The organism is Mesorhizobium sp. WSM4820, assembly GCF_055811075.1.
Genome location: NZ_JBVVQN010000009.1, coordinates 138,480 through 156,522, shown reverse-complemented (window position 1 = coordinate 156,522; position 18,043 = coordinate 138,480). Strand labels below are relative to the sequence as shown.

General features: G+C 62.7%; 18 protein-coding genes. 17 read left to right on the top strand and 1 reads right to left on the bottom strand.

Annotated features, from left to right (window positions below):
• The 11 genes from miaB (at position 1) to trmB (ending at position 10,286) form a co-directional block, all read left to right on the top strand.
• Positions 1–1,410, top strand: coding sequence for a tRNA (N6-isopentenyl adenosine(37)-C2)-methylthiotransferase MiaB (miaB, locus tag AC0L2R_RS16615; protein ID WP_473510238.1), 1,410 nt, complete (start codon positions 1–3; stop codon positions 1,408–1,410).
• 83 nt (positions 1,411–1,493) lie between these two features.
• Positions 1,494–2,486: a PhoH family protein gene (locus tag AC0L2R_RS16610; protein WP_287305617.1), complete on the top strand. Its 993-nt coding sequence runs from the start codon at positions 1,494–1,496 to the stop codon at positions 2,484–2,486.
• Positions 2,487–2,562: 76 nt separating this feature from the next.
• Positions 2,563–3,069, top strand: a complete 507-nt coding sequence (gene ybeY / locus AC0L2R_RS16605; protein ID WP_473510236.1) for an rRNA maturation RNase YbeY — start codon at positions 2,563–2,565, stop codon at positions 3,067–3,069.
• 27 nt (positions 3,070–3,096) lie between these two features.
• The gene (locus AC0L2R_RS16600) at positions 3,097–4,170 is read left to right on the top strand and encodes a hemolysin family protein (RefSeq protein ID WP_128247969.1); all 1,074 of its coding nucleotides are present in this window, start codon (positions 3,097–3,099) and stop codon (positions 4,168–4,170) included.
• Positions 4,171–4,187: 17 nt separating this feature from the next.
• Entirely contained in the window at positions 4,188–4,673 is a 486-nt protein-coding gene (locus AC0L2R_RS16595; protein WP_473510364.1) for a VOC family protein, read from the top strand.
• A gap of 85 nt (positions 4,674–4,758) precedes the next feature.
• Positions 4,759–5,583 carry an alpha/beta fold hydrolase gene (locus AC0L2R_RS16590; RefSeq protein ID WP_473510235.1) on the top strand — a complete coding sequence of 275 codons (825 nt, stop codon included), beginning with the start codon at positions 4,759–4,761 and terminating at the stop codon, positions 5,581–5,583.
• Between the two features lie 180 nt (positions 5,584–5,763).
• Positions 5,764–7,356, top strand: a complete 1,593-nt coding sequence (lnt, locus tag AC0L2R_RS16585; protein WP_473510233.1) for an apolipoprotein N-acyltransferase — start codon at positions 5,764–5,766, stop codon at positions 7,354–7,356.
• Positions 7,357–7,496: 140 nt separating this feature from the next.
• Complete coding sequence (locus tag AC0L2R_RS16580) at positions 7,497–7,916, top strand: helix-turn-helix domain-containing protein (RefSeq protein ID WP_473510231.1); 420 nt, start codon at positions 7,497–7,499, stop codon at positions 7,914–7,916.
• Positions 7,913–8,215 (top strand): hypothetical protein, encoded by a 303-nt coding sequence (locus AC0L2R_RS16575; RefSeq protein WP_473510229.1) that lies wholly within the window; start codon positions 7,913–7,915, stop codon positions 8,213–8,215. The genes AC0L2R_RS16580 and AC0L2R_RS16575 overlap by 4 nt, the downstream gene beginning before the upstream one ends.
• Before the next feature lie 29 nt (positions 8,216–8,244).
• On the top strand, positions 8,245–9,558 hold the full coding sequence (metK, locus tag AC0L2R_RS16570; protein WP_473510227.1) for a methionine adenosyltransferase: 1,314 nt from the start codon (positions 8,245–8,247) through the stop codon (positions 9,556–9,558).
• A 26-nt stretch (positions 9,559–9,584) separates the two neighbouring features.
• The gene (gene trmB, locus AC0L2R_RS16565; RefSeq protein ID WP_473510225.1) at positions 9,585–10,286 is read left to right on the top strand and encodes a tRNA (guanosine(46)-N7)-methyltransferase TrmB; all 702 of its coding nucleotides are present in this window, start codon (positions 9,585–9,587) and stop codon (positions 10,284–10,286) included.
• Positions 10,287–10,367: 81 nt separating this feature from the next.
• On the opposite strand, the gene AC0L2R_RS16560 is transcribed toward trmB, so the two are convergent.
• A complete protein-coding gene (locus tag AC0L2R_RS16560; protein WP_077377234.1) occupies positions 10,368–10,532 on the bottom strand; it encodes a hypothetical protein in 165 nt (54 codons plus the stop codon).
• A gap of 321 nt (positions 10,533–10,853) precedes the next feature.
• On the opposite strand from AC0L2R_RS16560, the gene rimP reads away from it, so the two are divergent.
• The 6 genes from rimP (at position 10,854) to truB (ending at position 18,021) form a co-directional block, all read left to right on the top strand.
• Positions 10,854–11,498, top strand: coding sequence for a ribosome maturation factor RimP (rimP, locus tag AC0L2R_RS16555; RefSeq protein ID WP_473510223.1), 645 nt, complete (start codon positions 10,854–10,856; stop codon positions 11,496–11,498).
• 48 nt (positions 11,499–11,546) lie between these two features.
• On the top strand, positions 11,547–13,142 hold the full coding sequence (gene nusA, locus AC0L2R_RS16550; protein WP_023802116.1) for a transcription termination factor NusA: 1,596 nt from the start codon (positions 11,547–11,549) through the stop codon (positions 13,140–13,142).
• A 38-nt stretch (positions 13,143–13,180) separates the two neighbouring features.
• Complete coding sequence (locus AC0L2R_RS16545) at positions 13,181–13,831, top strand: RNA-binding protein (RefSeq protein ID WP_091599993.1); 651 nt, start codon at positions 13,181–13,183, stop codon at positions 13,829–13,831.
• Entirely contained in the window at positions 13,828–16,395 is a 2,568-nt protein-coding gene (gene infB / locus AC0L2R_RS16540; RefSeq protein ID WP_473510220.1) for a translation initiation factor IF-2, read from the top strand. Before AC0L2R_RS16545 ends, infB begins: the two co-directional genes overlap by 4 nt.
• Before the next feature lie 226 nt (positions 16,396–16,621).
• A complete protein-coding gene (rbfA, locus tag AC0L2R_RS16535; RefSeq protein ID WP_128169859.1) occupies positions 16,622–17,059 on the top strand; it encodes a 30S ribosome-binding factor RbfA in 438 nt (145 codons plus the stop codon).
• Positions 17,059–18,021 (top strand): tRNA pseudouridine(55) synthase TruB, encoded by a 963-nt coding sequence (truB, locus tag AC0L2R_RS16530; protein WP_473510218.1) that lies wholly within the window; start codon positions 17,059–17,061, stop codon positions 18,019–18,021. Before rbfA ends, truB begins: the two co-directional genes overlap by 1 nt.
• Positions 18,022–18,043: the final 22 nt, after the last annotated feature.

Sequence of the window (18,043 nt, the reverse complement as noted above, 5' to 3'; positions counted from 1 at the left end):
ATGGAATTGAACACGATCGAACGGGACGACATCGATACTGCGACCGAAACTGCGGTCGCGCCGCCTGCCGCGAGCCGGAAGGTCTTCATCAAGACCTATGGCTGTCAGATGAACGTCTACGATTCGCAGCGTATGACCGACGCGCTGGCCGCGGACGGCTATACTGCGACGGATGCGATCGGCGAGGCCGATCTGGTGCTGCTCAACACCTGCCATATCCGCGAGAAAGCCGCCGAAAAGGTCTATTCCGAACTCGGCCGCATTCGTGAGATGAAGGCCGAACGGGCGCGGGCCGGCCGCGAGATGCTGGTCGGCGTCGCCGGCTGCGTGGCGCAGGCGGAGGGCTCCGAGATCATCCGCCGCTCGCCGGCCGTCGATCTGGTCATCGGCCCGCAGACCTATCATCGGCTGCCCGACGTGCTGGCACGGGTGCGCGGCGGCGAAAAGATCGTCGAGACCGACTACGCCATCGAGGACAAGTTCGAGCATCTGCCGCAGCCGAAGCGCGCCGAGATCATCAGGCGCGGCGTCACCGCGTTCCTGACCGTGCAGGAAGGCTGCGACAAGTTCTGCACCTTCTGCGTCGTGCCCTATACCAGAGGCTCGGAAGTGTCGCGGCCGGTGGCGCAGATCGTCGCCGAGGCCGAACGGCTGGCGCAAGCCGGCGTGCGCGAGGTGACGCTGCTTGGCCAGAACGTCAATGCCTGGCACGGCGAAGGTGAAAAGGCCGAGGAATGGGGTCTTGGCCGCTTGCTGTTCCGGCTGGCCGAGATTCCCGGGCTGGCGCGGTTGCGCTACACCACCAGCCACCCGCGCGACATGGACGACGAATTGATCGCCGCTCACCGTGACTTGCCGGCGCTGATGCCCTATCTGCATTTGCCTGTGCAATCCGGCTCCGACCGCATCCTCAAGGCGATGAACCGCAGGCATACGGCAAAAGACTATCTGACGCTGCTCGACCGGATCCGCGCCGCACGGAGCGATATCGCGCTTTCGGGCGACTTCATTGTCGGCTTTCCCGGCGAGTCGGATGCGGATTTCGAGGCGACGATGGACCTTGTCCGCCAGGTGAACTATGCCTCGGCCTTCTCGTTCAAATATTCGCCGCGCCCCGGCACGCCGGGCGCGGAAATGGCCGATCATGTGCCGGAAGCGGTCAAGGACGAGCGCCTGCAGCGACTGCAGGCGCTGTTGCTGACCCAGCAGCAGGAGTTCGGCGCCAGCCTGGTCGGCAGCACCATCGACACGCTGATCGAGAAGCCGGGCCGTCAGGCCGGCCAGAAGGTCGGCCGCTCACCGTGGCTGCAGCCGGTTATTGTTGATGAAAAGTCCGGCGAAATCGGTGAGATTATCCAGGTACGAATCACGAAGACGGGTTACAACAGCCTGTTCGCCGAATTGGCCTGAAGGTCTCGGCAGATGAGGAGAGACGGTTGAGCGCTGCGGAAGTGAAGAACCTGCCCCAGAACCTACCATCGGGGGCTTCGGATATGGCGCACATCGTTCTGACTTTCGACAACAACAAGCTTGCCAGCGCCCTTTATGGCCAGTTCGACGAGAATCTGGCCAGGCTCGAGCAGAAGCTTGGCGTCGATATCCGCTCACGCGGCAACCAGCTGACCATCAAGGGCTCCGCCTCGGCCGCCGAGCAGGCGCGCCGCGCCCTGGATAATCTCTACGGCATTCTCCAGAAAGGCGCTGACATCGGCCAGTCGGACGTCGACGGTGCCGTGCGCATGGCGATCGCCGCCGACGACCAGCTGACGCTGCCGACGCTGGAGCGCAAGGGCAAGGTGTCAGCCGCCCAGATATCGACGCGCAAGAAGACGATCTATGCCCGCTCGCTCAACCAGGACGCCTATATGCGCGCGCTGGAGCGGTCCGAGCTCGTCTTCGGCATCGGCCCGGCTGGCACTGGAAAAACCTTCCTGGCGGTGGCGCATGCGGCGATGCTGCTCGAACGTGGCATGGTCGAGCGCATCGTGCTGTCGCGGCCTGCCGTCGAGGCCGGCGAGCGGCTCGGCTTCCTGCCCGGCGACATGAAGGAGAAGGTCGATCCCTATCTGCGGCCGCTCTATGACGCGCTTTACGAGATGATGCCGGCCGACAAGGTCGAGCGGGCGATTGCCGCCGAGGTGATCGAGATCGCGCCGCTGGCCTTCATGCGCGGCCGCACGCTGGCGCACTCCGCCGTCATCCTCGACGAGGCGCAGAACACCACGCCGATGCAGATGAAGATGTTCCTGACCCGTCTCGGCGAGAATTCGCGCATGATCGTCACCGGCGATCCGACCCAGATCGACCTGCCGCAAAACACCAAATCCGGTCTGGTCGAGGCGCTCAGGATCCTCGACGGCGTCACCGGCATGGTGACGGTGCGCTTCAACGAAGGCGACGTCGTCAGGCATCCGCTGGTCGCCGAGATCGTCAAGGCCTACGACCGCGACGGCAAGCTGGCCCGGGGCCTGGGCGCCGAAGGCTAGAGCATCGGACCCAAAAGGGGGAACCGGTTTTGGGGCAATCCGATGCTCAAACAAGAAAACACGAAGATGCAGCCTTATGGCTGAGGACAAAGAATCTGTAGGCGGGGATCTTCCGGTCCCCGTCGACATCGATATAGCAGTCGAAGCGGGCGACTGGCCCGATGAGGCCGCGCTGACGCGGCTGGTCGATCGCGCCGTTGCCGCCGCGTTTGCCGAAACCGGCGCGGCCGGCCGTTCCGAGCTCAGCATCGTTTTTTCTGACGATGCCCACATCCGCAGTCTCAATGCGGGATGGCGCGGCAAGGACAAACCGACCAACGTCCTGTCTTTCCCGGCTTTTCCGCTCGCCAAGGGCGGTCCGCTTCCGCCCATGCTGGGCGACATTGTGCTGGCCGCCGAGACGGTTGCGCGCGAAGCCGCACTGGAAGACAAGCCTGTCGACAACCATATCACCCATCTCGTCATCCACGGTCTGCTGCATTTGCTGGGCTACGATCACGAGACCGACGCCGAGGCCGAAGAAATGGAAGCCGTCGAACGCGCAGCACTTGCAAGGCTTGCCATTCCCGATCCCTACGCGTAACTAAAAAGATCAAATGACCGGACGACGATGAACGACAAACCAGAGACTGCCGCCCACCCAGACGCCGGCAGTGCGACCAAGCCATCCGAACAGACGGAAGAGGACTCTAGTCCGAGTACCACGACCGGCAGCTTCGCCAGCGAGCCATCGCCTGCCGGTCCTTCCCTGTTCGATCGCGTGCTCGGCCTGTTCAGGCAGCGCAACGGCACCAGCCTGCGCGAGGAGATCGCCGACGCGCTTGCCGAAACGGCGAGCGATGCCGGCGCCTTTTCGCCCGGCGAACGGGCCATGCTCAACAACATTCTGCGCCTGCGCGAGGTTCGCGTCGAGGATGTCATGGTGCCGCGCGCCGACATCGAGGCGGTCGAGATCACGACGAACCTGGGCGATCTTCTGGGACTGTTCGAGCAGTCCGGCCATTCCCGCATGCCGGTCTATTCGGAGACGCTCGACGACCCGCGTGGCATGGTCCACATCCGCGACGTGCTCGCTCACATCACCAAGCTGGCCCGCGTCAGAAAGAGCAGGACGACCAGGAAAGCCGCCCCTGCCACGCTTCTCGATCTCGCCAAGGTCGATCTCACGCGCACCATCGGCGACCTGACCCTGATCCGCCCGGTGCTTTTCGTGCCGCCGTCGATGCTCGCCTCCGACCTGATGGGGCGCATGCAGGCGATGCGCACCCAGATGGCGCTGGTCATCGACGAATATGGCGGCACCGATGGTCTGGTCTCGCTCGAGGATATCGTCGAGATGGTGGTCGGCGACATCGAGGACGAGCACGACGAGGACGAGCCGATGATCACCCAGACCGGCGAGGGCGTGTTCGTCGTCGACGGCAAGGCCGAGATCGACGATGTCGCCAAGATGATCGGCGAGGATTTTGCCGCCGGCGAGCATGGCGAATATGTCGACACGATCGGCGGCATGATCTTCAACACGCTTGGCCGGGTCCCGGCCCGCGGCGAAGTGGTGCAGGCCATCCCCGGCTTCGAATTCCATGTGCTCGACGCCGATCCACGCCGCGTCAAGCGGGTGCGCATCGTGGAGACCCAGAAGGGCGAGCGCCGCCGGCGCGCCGTCCGTGCCGAGCAGGCGTGAAAGACGCCGCTCGCCCGATGACGGTCGACGATCCGTTCAAGCGCTCAACCTTGGGCTCCGGCATATTCTACAGGAATCCGCGCGCCGCCTTGATCTGGCTTGAAAAGGCTTTCGGCTTCGAGCCGAGCATGGTGGTCAGCGACGCTGATGGCAGGCTCGTCCATTCCGAGATGCGGTTCGGTGACGGCTATATCATCGTCGATTCCGAATGGGCCGACCATGTAGCCAGTCCCGCGTCGGTCGCCGGCAAGAACACGCAGTCGGTTTATGTGCGCCTCAAGGACGGCCTAGATTCCCACTGCGATCGTGCAAGGGCGGCGGGAGCCGAGATCGTCCAGGAGCCGGCTGACCAGTTTTACGGTGAACGGCAGTACAGGGCGCGCGATCCTGAAGGTCACGTCTGGACATTTTCCCAGACCGTACGCTTTGTTCCACGCGAGGAGGCTGAACGGCTGGGCGATCTGCAGATTGAAGGCTGGCACCGACTAGAATCCTCGGGCTGAATTTCAGCAATGGGTGGGAAGCGGTCTCGAACTACATGGTTTGCGAACCATTCGGACGCTGTCCTGAGTACTAGGAGAATGTCTGATGTCGTGGAAGCTCGATGAGACCGTGGAAACATCCGCGGGCGCTGTGGCAGCGGGTCAATTTGGTAGCGGACCCGCACTTGTGCTGGCGCACGGCTGGCCGTGGTCTTCGTTCTCATGGCATCGGATTATTCCAGATCTTGCAAGGCGGTATCGTGTCCACTGGTACGATATGCCCGGATACGGGCGATCGGACAAAGGCGCGGAGCAACGCACCTCACTCGACGTGCAAGGAGAAGTATTCGCCGAGATGCTCGCGCATTGGGACCTGGAGCAGCCCATCGTTGTTGCCCATGATTTCGGCGGAGCGACGACGCTACGGGCGCATTTGCTGCATGGCTGCGACTTCGAGCGGTATGTCCTGATGAATGTCGTCGCTATGCGCCCTTGGGGATCGGCGTTCTTCGATCATGTCGGTCGCCATGTGGATGCCTTTCTGGGCCTGCCGCCGCATATCCACAGAGCGGTGGTGGAAGCATATATCAAGGGGGCGATCGTAAATGACATCGCGCCCGGAGATTTCGAGAAGCTTGTCGAGCCGTGGCTTGCCGAAGAGGGACGCGGAAGCTTCTATCGGCAATTCGCGCAAGCCGACGAAAAATATACCGCCGAAGTCGAGCAGGCGTTCGGGGATATCAGGTGTCCGGTAAAGATAATTTGGGGCAAGGACGATCCATGGATCCCGCTGGAGCGAGGCAAAGCGCTTCATGCGCTGATCCCGCAGGCATCGTTTGAAACATTACCCGGCGTCGGTCACTTGCCTCAGCTCGAAGCCCCGGATCTCGTGCTGGAGCGGCTGAACGCTTTTCTATCGCGCGCATTATAGTGATACACCGGCACGAGCGGTCTGCGCGACAATTCACATGCGACACTTATCTTGCCGGCGTCAGTCGCCCCACCTATCCAGCAGACCTAATCCGGCAGCCTGGCTGAAGCATGGCCGTTTGGAGCGTGGACTGCGGCCTGATAAATCTTCTGCCGTGATTCGCACGACTCGGAAGCATCGATGAAGCGCCTGGCCGGCCGGATAATTCTGCTGTGGGGCTGGCGCCGCGCGCTTGTGGCGTTTCTTGCCGGTGCGCTGGCGGTTCTTGCCCAGGCGCCTTACGATTTCTTCGCCGTCTGTTTCGTTTCGTTTCCGCTGCTGGTCTGGCTCCTCGACGGCGCAACCGGCGAAGCCTCCGATGGCTGGTTCCGGCATTTGCGGCCGGCCTTCGCCGTCGGCTGGTGGTTCGGCTTCGGCTATTTTCTCGCCGGATTGTGGTGGATCGGCTCAGCACTCCTGGTCGAGGCCGACAGTTTCGCCTGGGCGCTTCCCTTCGCAGTGGTCGGAATTCCGCTGGCGCTCGCCTTTTTCTATGGCTTCGCGACAGCGGTTGCCCGGCTGCTGTGGAGCAACGACATCGGCCGCATCGCCGCCCTTGCCTTCGGCTTCGGCCTGGCGGAATGGCTGCGCGACTTTCTGTTCACCGGCTTTCCCTGGAATGCCGTCGGCTACGCGGCGATGCCGGTGCCCTTGCTTATGCAGAGCGTGTCGGTGACCGGCATGGTCGGCATCAACGCGCTGGCGGTCTTCGTCTTTGCCTTGCCGGCCCTGCTTGCGGCGCGCCGGCATATCCGCCTTGGGGGTGCACTGGCTGCCGTTCTCGTCGCGGCCCATGTCGGCTTCGGCTATGTCAGGCTTGCTGCCAAGGTCGAACCCGCAACCCGCGCAATCGACGTCCGCATCGTGCAGCCGGCCGTCGACCTCAGCGAAAAGTGGGACCCTTCAGTGCCCGACCGGATTTTCGCTACACTGATGGGGCTTTCGGCCAAGGCGCCAGAGACTGGTCATGCCAAGCCGCAATTGATCCTGTGGCCGGAAACCTCCGTGCCGTTTTTTTTCGCCGAACGTCCCGATGCGCTGACCGCGCTGGGAGAGATGCTTGGCGGCGGCCAGACGCTGATCGCCGGCGTCGTCCGGGAGGAAGGCGGGTCGGCGGATGATGCCGACAGGCGGTACTACAATTCGGTGGTGGCGATCGACGACAAGGGTCAAATCGCCGATGCAGTCGACAAGGTTCATCTGGTGCCCTTTGGCGAATATCTGCCTTTTGCCGACCTGCTTGGCCGCTTGGGGCTCAAACAACTCGTCGCCGGGCCGACAACCTACGCGGCGGGCAATGAGCGGCACCCGATCGCGTTGCCCGGCGGCATCCGCGTGCTTCCGTTCATTTGCTACGAAGTCATCTTTCCCGATCTGGTGGCGGTTGACGCAACGTCAGCTGAGCTTATTGTGAATGTCACGAACGACGCGTGGTTCGGTGACACGCCGGGTCCGTACCAGCATTTCAGGCAGGCGCAGATTCGTGCGGTGGAGAACGGGGTGCCATTGTTGCGTGCAGCCAATAACGGCATTTCCGCTGTCGTCGATCCGCGCGGACACATCCTCGACGCGCTGGCAATCGACGCCCGCGGAGCCATCGATGTCCACGTGCCGATTTCCAATCGAGCCATCGTTTCTTCCAGCCAAAGACGCATTAATGGACTGATGATCATGTTGCTGTTCGCTCTCGCCGCTTTCACAATGAATGTAAGGCAACGGCTACGGGCGAATTGACAGTCGACACATTAGAAACTCATACTGTAACCGCCTGAAATTTCTCGAAGTCAGCACGTCGGTTCTGTTGGGGCACTGGCCGCCGGCTTCGTTTTGGGCAGAAAAAACACAAAAAGCCGGAAAAATTCGGCGAGGAAAAAATGGCAGAAGAAAACAAGAAGAAGCCGAATCCTATCGACATCCATGTCGGAAGTCGCATCAGGCTTCGTCGCAATATGTTGGGAATGAGCCAGGAAAAGCTGGGCGAGAACCTCGGTATAACGTTTCAGCAGATACAGAAATACGAAAAGGGTACCAATCGTGTTGGCGCCAGCCGTTTGCAGGCAATCGCCTCGATACTGGGTGTGCCCGTCGCTTTCTTTTTCGAGGACGCGCCGGGCCAGGAGACCGTGGGCAACCGCGGATTTGCCGAGGATGCATCAATGGCTTCTGCCGTCGAATTCTGCGGCAGTCCTGAAGGTCTTCAACTCAACCGGGCCTTCGTCAAGATCACCGACGTGAAGATACGCCGCAAGGTTATCGAGCTTGTGAAGGCCCTTTCCTCCGACGCAGTCGATTGATTACGCAGATTGGTCTGGGTCGATTGATTGGGCAGCCGTTTGAAAAGACGAACAAAGCGAAGCCGTCATTGCGGGCAGGCAATTTCTTGCGATCTCGCGCATCGTGGAATTTACATCCCGCAGGCATGCAGGAGAGCGGATCGATTTTGCTCGACAGCCATGCTCAAAGTCTTTCTCAACGACGTGCTGAAGCTAAAGCACGTGCTGGAGCCAGGCAGGCTGGCGGCATCCTGCCGGCGGTCAAAGTGGTACAAGATAATGGCACCCACCGCTTGACGAGCGCTGCCCGGCACAGCTAACACGTGGCGCGCCAATCGGCAGCGTGCCGATGATTTTTCAAGAGGGGACACCCGTGACGCGGCAAAACTATCTATTCACCTCGGAATCCGTTGCCGAGGGTCATCCCGACAAGGTCTGCGACCGTATCTCCGACGAGATCGTCGATCTGGTCTATCGCGAGGCCAGAAAGACCGGCATGGACCCCTGGAAGGTCCGCGTCGCCTGCGAAACGCTGGCGACCACGAATCGCGTCATCATCGCTGGCGAGGTGCGCGTCCCCGAGACCCTGCTCAAGAAGGACAAGGCCGGCAACATCCTGATGGATACCGCCGGTCATCCGCTCGTCAATCCGGCGAAGTTCAAGTCGGCCGCCCGCAAGGCGATCCGCGAAATCGGCTATGAACAGGCCGGTTTCCACTGGAAGACGGCAAAGATCGAGGTTCTGCTGCATGGCCAGTCGCCGGATATCGGCCAGGGCGTCGACAATGCCTCCGACCGGCAAGGCGAGGAAGGGGCCGGCGACCAGGGCATCATGTTCGGCTATGCCTGCCGCGAGACCCCGGATCTGATGCCGGCGCCGATCTACTACAGCCACAAGATCCTCGAACTGCTGGCCGCCGCGCGCCATGAAGGCAACGGCGATGCCGGCCGGCTCGGGCCGGACGCCAAGAGCCAGGTCACCGTCCGCTATATCGACGGCAAGGCGGCGGAAGTGACGCAGATCGTGCTGTCCACCCAGCATCTCGACGCCAGCTGGGATTCGAAGAAGGTTCGCAACGTCGTCGAACCCTATATTCGCGAGGCGCTGGGCGACCTGAAGATCGCCGACAGCTGCAACTGGTACATCAACCCGACAGGCAAGTTCGTCATCGGCGGGCCCGACGGCGACGCCGGCCTGACCGGGCGCAAGATCATCGTCGATACTTACGGCGGTGCTGCGCCTCATGGCGGCGGGGCTTTTTCCGGCAAGGACACCACCAAGGTCGACCGTTCCGCGGCCTATGCGGCCCGCTACCTCGCCAAGAACGTGGTGGCGGCGAAGCTCGCCGATCGCTGCACCATCCAGCTTTCCTACGCCATAGGCGTGGCCCAGCCGCTGTCGGTCTATGTCGACCTGCACGGCACCGGCAGGGTCGATGAGGCAAAGCTCGAGCAGGCGCTGCGCACCGTGATGGATCTGTCGCCGTCCGGCATCCGTCGCCATCTCGATCTCAACAAGCCGATTTATGCCAAGACGTCGTCTTATGGTCATTTCGGCCGCAAGGCCGGCCGCGACGGGTCCTTCTCCTGGGAAAAGACCGACCTCGCCAAGGCTCTCAAGGACGCACTCGCCGAAGCGCCTGCCGAAGCAGTCGCGGCCTAGCCGCGGCGTCCATAGATCCGGAAGACATGGATCCGAAAGACCGGCCAAGCCGTGCGACCGAAGCATTTTTCGGTCGCCGGCGCGGCAAGGCCATCCGTCCGCAGCAGGCAGCGGCACTGGAAAGCGGTTTTAGCACTTACCGGCTTGATCTGACGGCCGGACCGCCGGCCGACTTGCGCAGCCTGTTCGAAGCCGATGTCCGCGCCATTCATCTCGAAATTGGTTTTGGTGGCGGCGAGCACCTGCTGCATCGGGCGACGGCGGCTCCTGAGACCGGTTTTGTCGGCGTCGAGCCTTTCGTCAACGGCATGGCCAAGATGATGATGGCGGTCAGGGAACGGCCGCTTGCCAATCTTCGGGTCTATGACGACGACGCCACGCGCCTGCTCGACTGGCTCCCGCAAGCCTCGCTCGGCGGCATCGACCTTCTCTATCCCGATCCCTGGCCGAAGAAGAAACACTGGAAGCGCCGCTTCGTCAGTCCGGTCAATCTCGACCGTTTCGCGCGCGTGCTGAAGTCAGGCGGAACATTCCGCTTTGCGTCCGATATCGATAGCTATGTGAACTGGACGCTGCTGCACTGCCGGGCACATGAAGCGTTTGCGTGGCAGGCTGAAGAGGCAGCCGACTGGCAGCGGCCCTATAAGGGTTGGCCGGGTACACGCTACGAGGCGAAGGCCGTTCGCGAAGGCCGGCGGCCAGCCTACCTCACCTTCGTCCGAAGATAAGATAGTCCTATTCAAAGCGCGCCTAGGCGCGCTTTGACGTCGACGAGGACCAGAGATGTCCTCGTCCCTGCGTCGCCGGACTTAGAAGCGGCCGATCTTGTTGAAGGCGGCCGGATCCATGCCGAGATTGCGCAGATCGTGCGCGCGCGGCTTGCGGCCGGCTTCGACGGCGTGCGAAGCGGCGACGGCGCTGCCGAACACGGTGAAGAAATCGCCGATAGCCGAGAAAACCTTGCGGTTGGTCATGATTATGCCCTTTCGCCTGCTGCAATGCGTGATTGATTTTGTGCAACGCAACAAAGATAGGCGCGTACTGCCTGATATCACAGGGACGTTGGCGCATGGCCGTCATGCGCCCTGTGCAACGCTGCCGCCCCCGACAGTTTCGCCCACCCTGCATGCGGACAATTCATCTGCTTAGCGACACGGACTGCATGCGGACTTGAAACGACGGCTGCGATCGTCTATATCAGCCTCAAATTCTTGGTCGGTATGGCGAAGAGTGGGTCCACCCGGTCCCGCTCTTTTTTGTTACCTTCCGGCCGCCGACGAAGCGACAGGAATAGAATGACGGCAACGGTACCCGACAGCGACGACCGCATCATCCGCGAAAGCGGCATCGATGCGCGCATCGCGCTGATCGTGCAGCCGGTTCTGCGTACCATTGGCTTCCGCCTTGTCAGGGTGCATCTGACGGGCCAGAACGGGCTGACGCTGCAGATCATGGCCGAACGCGAGGACGGCACCATGACCGTCGAGGATTGCGAAGAGGTCAGCCGGGCAGTGTCGCCGGCGCTCGATGTCGATGATCCGATCGAAAAGGCGTATCATCTCGAAGTGTCGTCGCCGGGAATCGATCGGCCGCTGGTCCGCAAGTCGGATTTCGCGACCTGGACGGGTCATCTGGTGAAGATGGAAACCTCGGTCCTCGTCGCCGACCGCAAGCGCTTCAAGGGCAAAATCGCCGAGAGCGACGCGGACGGCGTGCTGATCGAGCGCGACAAGGCGGCTTATGGCGAACAGCCGACGGTGCGTGTGCCCTACGATGCGATTGCCGAAGCACGGCTGATCCTGACCGACGACCTTATCCGCGACGCACTGTCGAAGGACAACAGGGCGCGCAAGGAAGCCAAGAAGCGCCGCGGCGAGCCCGAAGACGCGCCAGAGGGCGTGGAAGCGGGCGCGGAAGATGAAACCGAACAGGAAATGTGATTGGGCTGCCGGGCGCAAAACCTCGGCAACAAGCTCGGGAGAAAAAAGATGGTTGTAAGCGCCAACAGGCTTGAACTGCTGCAGATCGCCGATGCGGTCGCGCGTGAGAAGTCGATCGACAAGTCGATCGTCATCGCCGCCATGGCCGATGCGATCCAGAAGGCGGCGCGCTCGCGCTATGGCCAGGAAACCAACATCCGTGCCGACATCAATCCGAATACCGGCGAGATGAAGCTGCAGCGGCTGATGGAAGTGGTCGAGAAGGTCGATGACTATGCGACGCAGATCGCCATATCCTCGGCGCGTGAGCGCAATCCCGACGCCCAGCTCGGCGACTTCATTGCCGAACAGCTGCCGCCGATGGATTTCGGCCGCATCGCCGCCCAGTCCGCCAAGCAGGTCATCGTGCAGAAGGTGCGCGAGGCCGAGCGTGACCGCCAGTACGACGAGTACAAGGACCGTATCGGCGAGATCGTCAACGGTACTGTCAAACGCGTCGAATACGGCAACGTCATCGTCGATCTCGGCCGCGGTGAGGCGATCATCCGTCGCGACGAGCTGATCCCACGCGAAAATTACAAATATGGCGATCGCGTCCGCGCCTATGTCTATGACGTGCGTCGCGAGCAGCGCGGTCCGCAGATATTCCTGTCTCGCACCCATCCGCAGTTCATGGCGAAGCTGTTCACCATGGAAGTGCCGGAAATCTACGACGGCATCATCGAGATCAAGTCGGTCGCCCGCGATCCAGGTTCGCGCGCCAAGATCGCCGTCATCTCGCGTGACAGTTCCATCGATCCGGTTGGCGCCTGCGTCGGCATGCGCGGCAGCCGCGTTCAGGCGGTGGTCGGCGAATTGCAGGGCGAGAAGATCGACATCATTCCGTGGTCGCCTTCGGCCGCTTCCTTCATCGTCAACGCGCTGCAGCCGGCGGAAGTCGCCAAGGTCGTGCTCGACGAGGACGCCGAACGCATCGAGGTCGTGGTGCCGGACGACCAGCTGTCGCTGGCCATCGGCCGCCGCGGCCAGAACGTCCGGCTCGCCTCGCAGCTCACCGGCTGGGATATCGACATCCTGACCGAGCAGGAAGAGAGCGAACGCCGCCAGAAGGAGTTCGTCGAACGCTCGGCTCTGTTCATGGATGCGCTCAACGTCGACGAGATGGTCGGCCAGGTGCTCGCCTCCGAAGGCTTCACCAGCGTCGAGGAAGTCGCCTATGTCGATGCCGACGAGATCGCGTCGATCGACGGCTTCGACGAGGACACCGCCTCGGAAATCCAGGCTCGCGCCCGCGAATATCTGGAGAAGATCGAAGCCGAGCATGACGAGAAGCGCAAGGCGCTCGGCGTCAAGGACGAGTTGCGTGAGATTCCAGGCGTGACCACCGCCATGATGGTGACGCTCGGCGAGGACGGCGTGAAGACGATCGAGGATTTCGCCGGCTATGCGGCCGATGATCTGACCGGTTGGAAGGAACGCAAGGACGGCGAGACGAAGGTATTCCCGGGCGTGCTCGCCAATCACGGCGTGTCGCGGGCCGATGCTGAACAGATGGTTCTGGCTGCCCGCCTCAAGGCCGGCTGGATAACCGAAGACGAGCTTGCAGCCGAAGACGTGCCGGCTGACGAAGCCGTTGGTGCGTGAGGTGAAACCGCATCGCACACAAGCCGCCCTTGGACGAGATGAACGATCGCACTTGCATCGTCACGCGCAAACAGGCCGAACCGGATGAACTGATCCGTTTCGTCGTCGGCCCGGATTCGGCCGTCGTTCCGGATATCAAGAAAAACCTGCCCGGACGCGGTTGCTGGGTGACTGCCGACCGCCTACATATCGACAAGGCGGCAGCGAAAAACCTGTTCGCTCGCGCCTTCAAGGCGCAGGTGACCGTGCCGACCGACCTCGGCGACATGGTCGACGGGCTGCTTTCCAGATACGCTCTGGGCATGCTCGGTCTTGCCCGCAAGGCAGGCGCGATCGCGCTCGGCGCCACCAAGGTTGAGAGCGCGGTGCGTGGCGGGCTGGCGCTTTTCGTGTTGCATGCGACCGAGGCGTCAGATGACGGCGTCCGCAAGATCAGCCAGGCGCGACGGGCAACCGTCCACCTCGGTGGCCCCGCCATCCTTGCCTACAAACTTTTCTCCGAGGCCGAGTTGAGCTTGGCATTGGGGGGTACAAATGTGATACATGCTGCCGTTCTCGCGGGAGACGCGGGCAGGGCGGTCCAGAAGCGCATGGTTGCGCTCGACCGGTATCGGGGCGGTTCCCCGGACGATCTGGCAATGCTTGCGGCCGTTGCTGACGAAGATGATGCCGCAGAGGATATGGAATGAGCGATACGAAATCGGGCGACGACAAGACGTTGAGTGTTACGCCGAAGAAGACTTTGACGCTGAAGCGCCCCGGTACGGAACAGGGCACCGTGCGCCAGAGCTTCTCGCATGGCCGCACCAAGGCGGTCGTGGTCGAGACCAAGAAGCGCAAGTTCTCGCTGCCCGGTGACAAGCCGGAGCCGGCTGCTGCCCCTGTGTCCGTCTTCACGCCGAAGCCACCGGCCGCGGCAGCGCCGGTTGTGCAGGAAGCGCCCAAGGCGCCGCCGCCTCCGCCGCCGGTCGAACGCGGCGGCATGGTGCTGAACCAATTGTCGCGCGATGAGATGGAGGCGCGCCGCCGGGCTCTGGAGGGTTCGAAGGTGCGCGACGTCGAGGATCGCCAGCGCGCCATCGACGAGGCCAAGCGCCGCGCCGAGGATGAAGAGCGCCGCCGTCGCGAGCGCGAGGAATCCGCGCGCCGCCAAGCCGAGGAAGAAGCCCGGCTGCAGGCCGAGGCCGAGTCCCGCCGGCGTGCCGAGGAAGAGGCGCGCCGCCGCGCGCCGCTCACCGCCGAACTGGCGACAGTCGACGACGAGGACATCAAGCCGAAGCGGACCGGCGCCGGTGCCCCGGTGCGCCGTCCGGTCACGCCGGAAGTGGCGCGTCCCGCCAAGCCGACCAAGGGCGAGGAAGATCGCCGCCGCGGCAAGCTGACGCTGAATGCCGCACTTTCCGATGAGGATGCGCGTGCGCGTTCGCTGTCGTCGATGCGTCGGCGCCAGGAGAAATTCAAGCGCGCGCTGCATAACGAACCGCGCGAGAAAGTCATGCGCGAAGTGATACTTCCCGAAACCATCACCATCCAGGAACTGGCGCAGCGCATGTCCGAGCGCGCCGTCGATGTGGTCAAGTTCTTCATGAAACAGGGCCAGATCCTGAAGCCGGGCGACGTCATCGACGCCGACACGGCCGAACTGGTCGCTACCGAATTCGGCCACACGGTTCGCCGCGTCGCCGAGTCCGACATCGAGGAAGGCCTCTTCAACATCGCCGATCGTCCCGAGGATCTCGAGCCGCGTCCGCCGGTGGTGACCATCATGGGCCATGTCGATCACGGCAAGACGTCGCTGCTCGATGCCATCCGCAATGCCAATGTTGTGTCCGGCGAGGCCGGCGGCATCACCCAGCATATCGGCGCCTATCAGGTCGAGAAGAACGGTAACAAGATCACCTTCATCGACACGCCTGGCCACGCCGCCTTCACGGCGATGCGCGCCCGTGGCGCTCAGGCGACCGACATCGCCATCCTGGTAGTGGCGGCCGACGACAGCGTGATGCCGCAGACGATCGAATCGATCAGCCATGCCAAGGCGGCCGGCGTTCCGATCATTGTGGCGATCAACAAGATCGACAAGCATGACGCCGACCCGCAGAAGGTGCGCTCGGAACTGCTGCGCCACGAAGTCTTCGTCGAATCGATGGGCGGCGAGGTGCTGGACGTCGAAGTGTCGGCGACCAAGGGCACCAATCTCGACAAGCTACTCGAAGCGATCCTGCTGCAGGCCGAAATCCTCGACCTGAAGGCCAATCCGGACCGCACCGCCGAGGGCGTCGTCATCGAAGCCCAACTCGACAAGGGCCGCGGCCCCGTCGCCACGGTGCTGGTCCAGACCGGCACGCTGATGCCTGGCGACATCCTTGTTGCCGGTAACGAATGGGGCCGGGTGCGCGCGCTGGTCAACGACCGCGGCGGGCAGATCAAGGAAGCGCCGCCGGCGATGCCCGTGGAAGTGCTCGGACTGCAGGGAACCCCGCAGGCCGGCGACCGCTTCGCCGTCGTCAACAACGAGGCCCGCGCCCGCGAGATCACCGAATATCGCCAGCGTCTGGCGCGTGAGAAGGCGGTGGCCAAGCATGCCGGGCAGCGTGGTTCGCTCGAACAGATGATGTCGCAATTGCAGACGAGCGGGCTGAAGGAATTCCCGCTGGTCATCAAGGGCGACGTGCAGGGCTCGATCGAGGCGATCAGCGCGGCGCTGGACAAGCTCGGCACCGATGAGGTGCGTGCGCGCATCGTTCATGCGGGCGCCGGCGGCATCACCGAAAGCGATGTCTCGCTGGCGGAAACCTCGGGCGCCGCAATCATCGGCTTCAACGTTCGCGCCAATGTGCAGGCGCGTGCGGCGGCTGCGGCTGCAGGCATCGAGATCCGCTATTACTCGATCATCTACAACCTCGTGGATGACGTGAAGGCGGCGCTGTCCGGCCTGCTGTCGCCGGAGCGTCGCGAGACCTTCATCGGCAATGCCGAGATCCTCGAGATCTTCGACATCACCAAGGTCGGCAAGATCGCCGGCTGCCGTGTCACCGAAGGCAAGGTCGAGCGCGGTGCGGGCGTTCGCCTGATCCGCGACAACGTCGTCATCCACGAAGGCACGCTGAAGACGCTGAAGCGCTTCAAGGACGAAGTTGCGGAGGTTCCGGGTGGCCAGGAATGCGGCATGGCGTTCCAGAACTACGAAGACATGCGCGTCGGCGACGTCATCGAGTGCTTCCGCGTCGAGATGGTGACCAGGACGCTCTGAGTTCGAGCAACTTGAGTTCGAGCATTTACAGACCGGGCGGTGGTCGAAAGGCTGCCGCCTAAACCATGATCCCGAAAAGTGGTATCCGGTTTTCGGAGAAGATCATGGTCAACAAAAAATAGAGCCTGATCCATCCCGATTTCTATCGGGATGGATCAGGCTTTAAAGCATATGAGACATGCGGCGCGGTCCCATCCCGTGCCTCACGATTTCAGGATAGAGAAAAATGCCCCGTTCAACCACGTCAGGTCCATCCCAGCGCATGCTTCGCGTCGGCGAGCAGGTGCGGCATGCGCTGTCGGAAACCTTGCAACGTGGCGAGATCCTCGATCCGCTGATCGAGAATTCGGTGGTTTCGGTCTCGGAGGTGCGCATGTCGCCCGATCTGAAGATCGCCACCGCTTTCGTCTCGCCGCTTGGCGCCAGTGATGCCGATGCGGTGGTCGAGGCGCTCAACAAGCATGCGAAATTCGTGCGCGGCCGTGTTTCCGGCGCGCTCCGGCAGATGAAGTACATGCCGGAATTCCGCTTCCGGCTCGACACCAGCTACGACAATTTCCAGAAGATCAACGAATTGTTGCACTCGCCCGAAGTGGCGCGCGATCTCGGCCCAGACGCCCAGATCGGCGACCAGAACAAAGACAACGACAAGGACGAAAAATAGTGGCGCGTCGCGGCAAGAAGAAGGGTCGGCCGATCTCCGGCTGGCTGGTGCTGGACAAACCCGTCGGCATGGGTTCGACCGAAGCCGTCTCCAAGATCAAATGGCTGTTCCAGGCTGAAAAGGCCGGCCATGCCGGCACGCTCGACCCGCTCGCTTCCGGCATGCTGCCGATCGCGCTCGGCGAAGCGACCAAGACCGTCCCCTATGTCCAGGATGGCGCCAAGGTCTACCGCTTCACGGTTGCCTGGGGTGAGGAGCGTTCGACCGATGACCTCGAAGGGCCGGTGACGAAAAGCTCCGACCAGCGTCCGGCTGAAGCCGATGTGCTTTTGCTGATGCCGAAATACACCGGCGTCATCATGCAGACGCCGCCGCAATTTTCGGCCATCAAGATCGCAGGCGAGCGCGCCTATGATCTTGCCCGCGACGGCGCGACGGTCGACATTCCGGCGCGGGAAGTCGAGATCGGCCGCCTCGACCTGATCGAGCACAGTGCTGACAGCACCATTTTCGAGGTCGAATGCGGCAAGGGCACCTATGTCCGCTCGCTGGCCCGCGACATGGGCCGCGATCTCGGCTGTTTCGGTCACATCGCCGAACTGCGCCGGATCGAGGTCGAGCCGTTCACGCAGGAAGACTTCGTCACCATCGCCGAGCTGGAAGCCGCCCGATTCGGCGGACAGCCCGATGAGGGTTCGGATTCAGCGGACACGGTGCCGGTCGACTTCGACGCCATCGACGCGTTTCTGGTCGACACGTCAGCCGCGCTCGACTGCCTGCCGCAGATCGCGATCAGCGACGACGCGGCAACAAAAATCCGCCTCGGCAACCCGGTCATCATCCGTGGCCGCGACGCGCCGGTGGAAGCCGAGGAAGCCTGCGCCACGGCGCGCGGCAAGCTGGTCGCCATCGGCGCCATCGAGCAAGGCATGTTCAAGCCGAAGCGGGTCTTTGCCGGCTGAGCCCCCTCGTCTAATCTCGATC

Bases quoted from the DNA above. Each gene is read 5' to 3' on its own strand.
- miaB (WP_473510238.1), top strand. From the start codon at position 1: ATGGAATTGAACACGATCGAACGGGACGACATCGATACTGCGACCGAA.
- AC0L2R_RS16610 (WP_287305617.1), top strand. From the start codon at position 1,494: ATGGCGCACATCGTTCTGACTTTCGACAACAACAAGCTTGCCAGCGCC.
- ybeY (WP_473510236.1), top strand. From the start codon at position 2,563: ATGGCTGAGGACAAAGAATCTGTAGGCGGGGATCTTCCGGTCCCCGTC.
- AC0L2R_RS16600 (WP_128247969.1), top strand. From the start codon at position 3,097: ATGAACGACAAACCAGAGACTGCCGCCCACCCAGACGCCGGCAGTGCG.
- AC0L2R_RS16595 (WP_473510364.1), top strand. From the start codon at position 4,188: ATGACGGTCGACGATCCGTTCAAGCGCTCAACCTTGGGCTCCGGCATA.
- AC0L2R_RS16590 (WP_473510235.1), top strand. From the start codon at position 4,759: ATGTCGTGGAAGCTCGATGAGACCGTGGAAACATCCGCGGGCGCTGTG.
- lnt (WP_473510233.1), top strand. From the start codon at position 5,764: ATGAAGCGCCTGGCCGGCCGGATAATTCTGCTGTGGGGCTGGCGCCGC.
- AC0L2R_RS16580 (WP_473510231.1), top strand. From the start codon at position 7,497: ATGGCAGAAGAAAACAAGAAGAAGCCGAATCCTATCGACATCCATGTC.
- metK (WP_473510227.1), top strand. From the start codon at position 8,245: ATGATTTTTCAAGAGGGGACACCCGTGACGCGGCAAAACTATCTATTC.
- trmB (WP_473510225.1), top strand. From the start codon at position 9,585: ATGGATCCGAAAGACCGGCCAAGCCGTGCGACCGAAGCATTTTTCGGT.
- AC0L2R_RS16560 (WP_077377234.1), bottom strand. From the start codon at position 10,532: ATGACCAACCGCAAGGTTTTCTCGGCTATCGGCGATTTCTTCACCGTG.
- rimP (WP_473510223.1), top strand. From the start codon at position 10,854: ATGACGGCAACGGTACCCGACAGCGACGACCGCATCATCCGCGAAAGC.
- nusA (WP_023802116.1), top strand. From the start codon at position 11,547: ATGGTTGTAAGCGCCAACAGGCTTGAACTGCTGCAGATCGCCGATGCG.
- AC0L2R_RS16545 (WP_091599993.1), top strand. From the start codon at position 13,181: ATGAACGATCGCACTTGCATCGTCACGCGCAAACAGGCCGAACCGGAT.
- infB (WP_473510220.1), top strand. From the start codon at position 13,828: ATGAGCGATACGAAATCGGGCGACGACAAGACGTTGAGTGTTACGCCG.
- rbfA (WP_128169859.1), top strand. From the start codon at position 16,622: ATGCCCCGTTCAACCACGTCAGGTCCATCCCAGCGCATGCTTCGCGTC.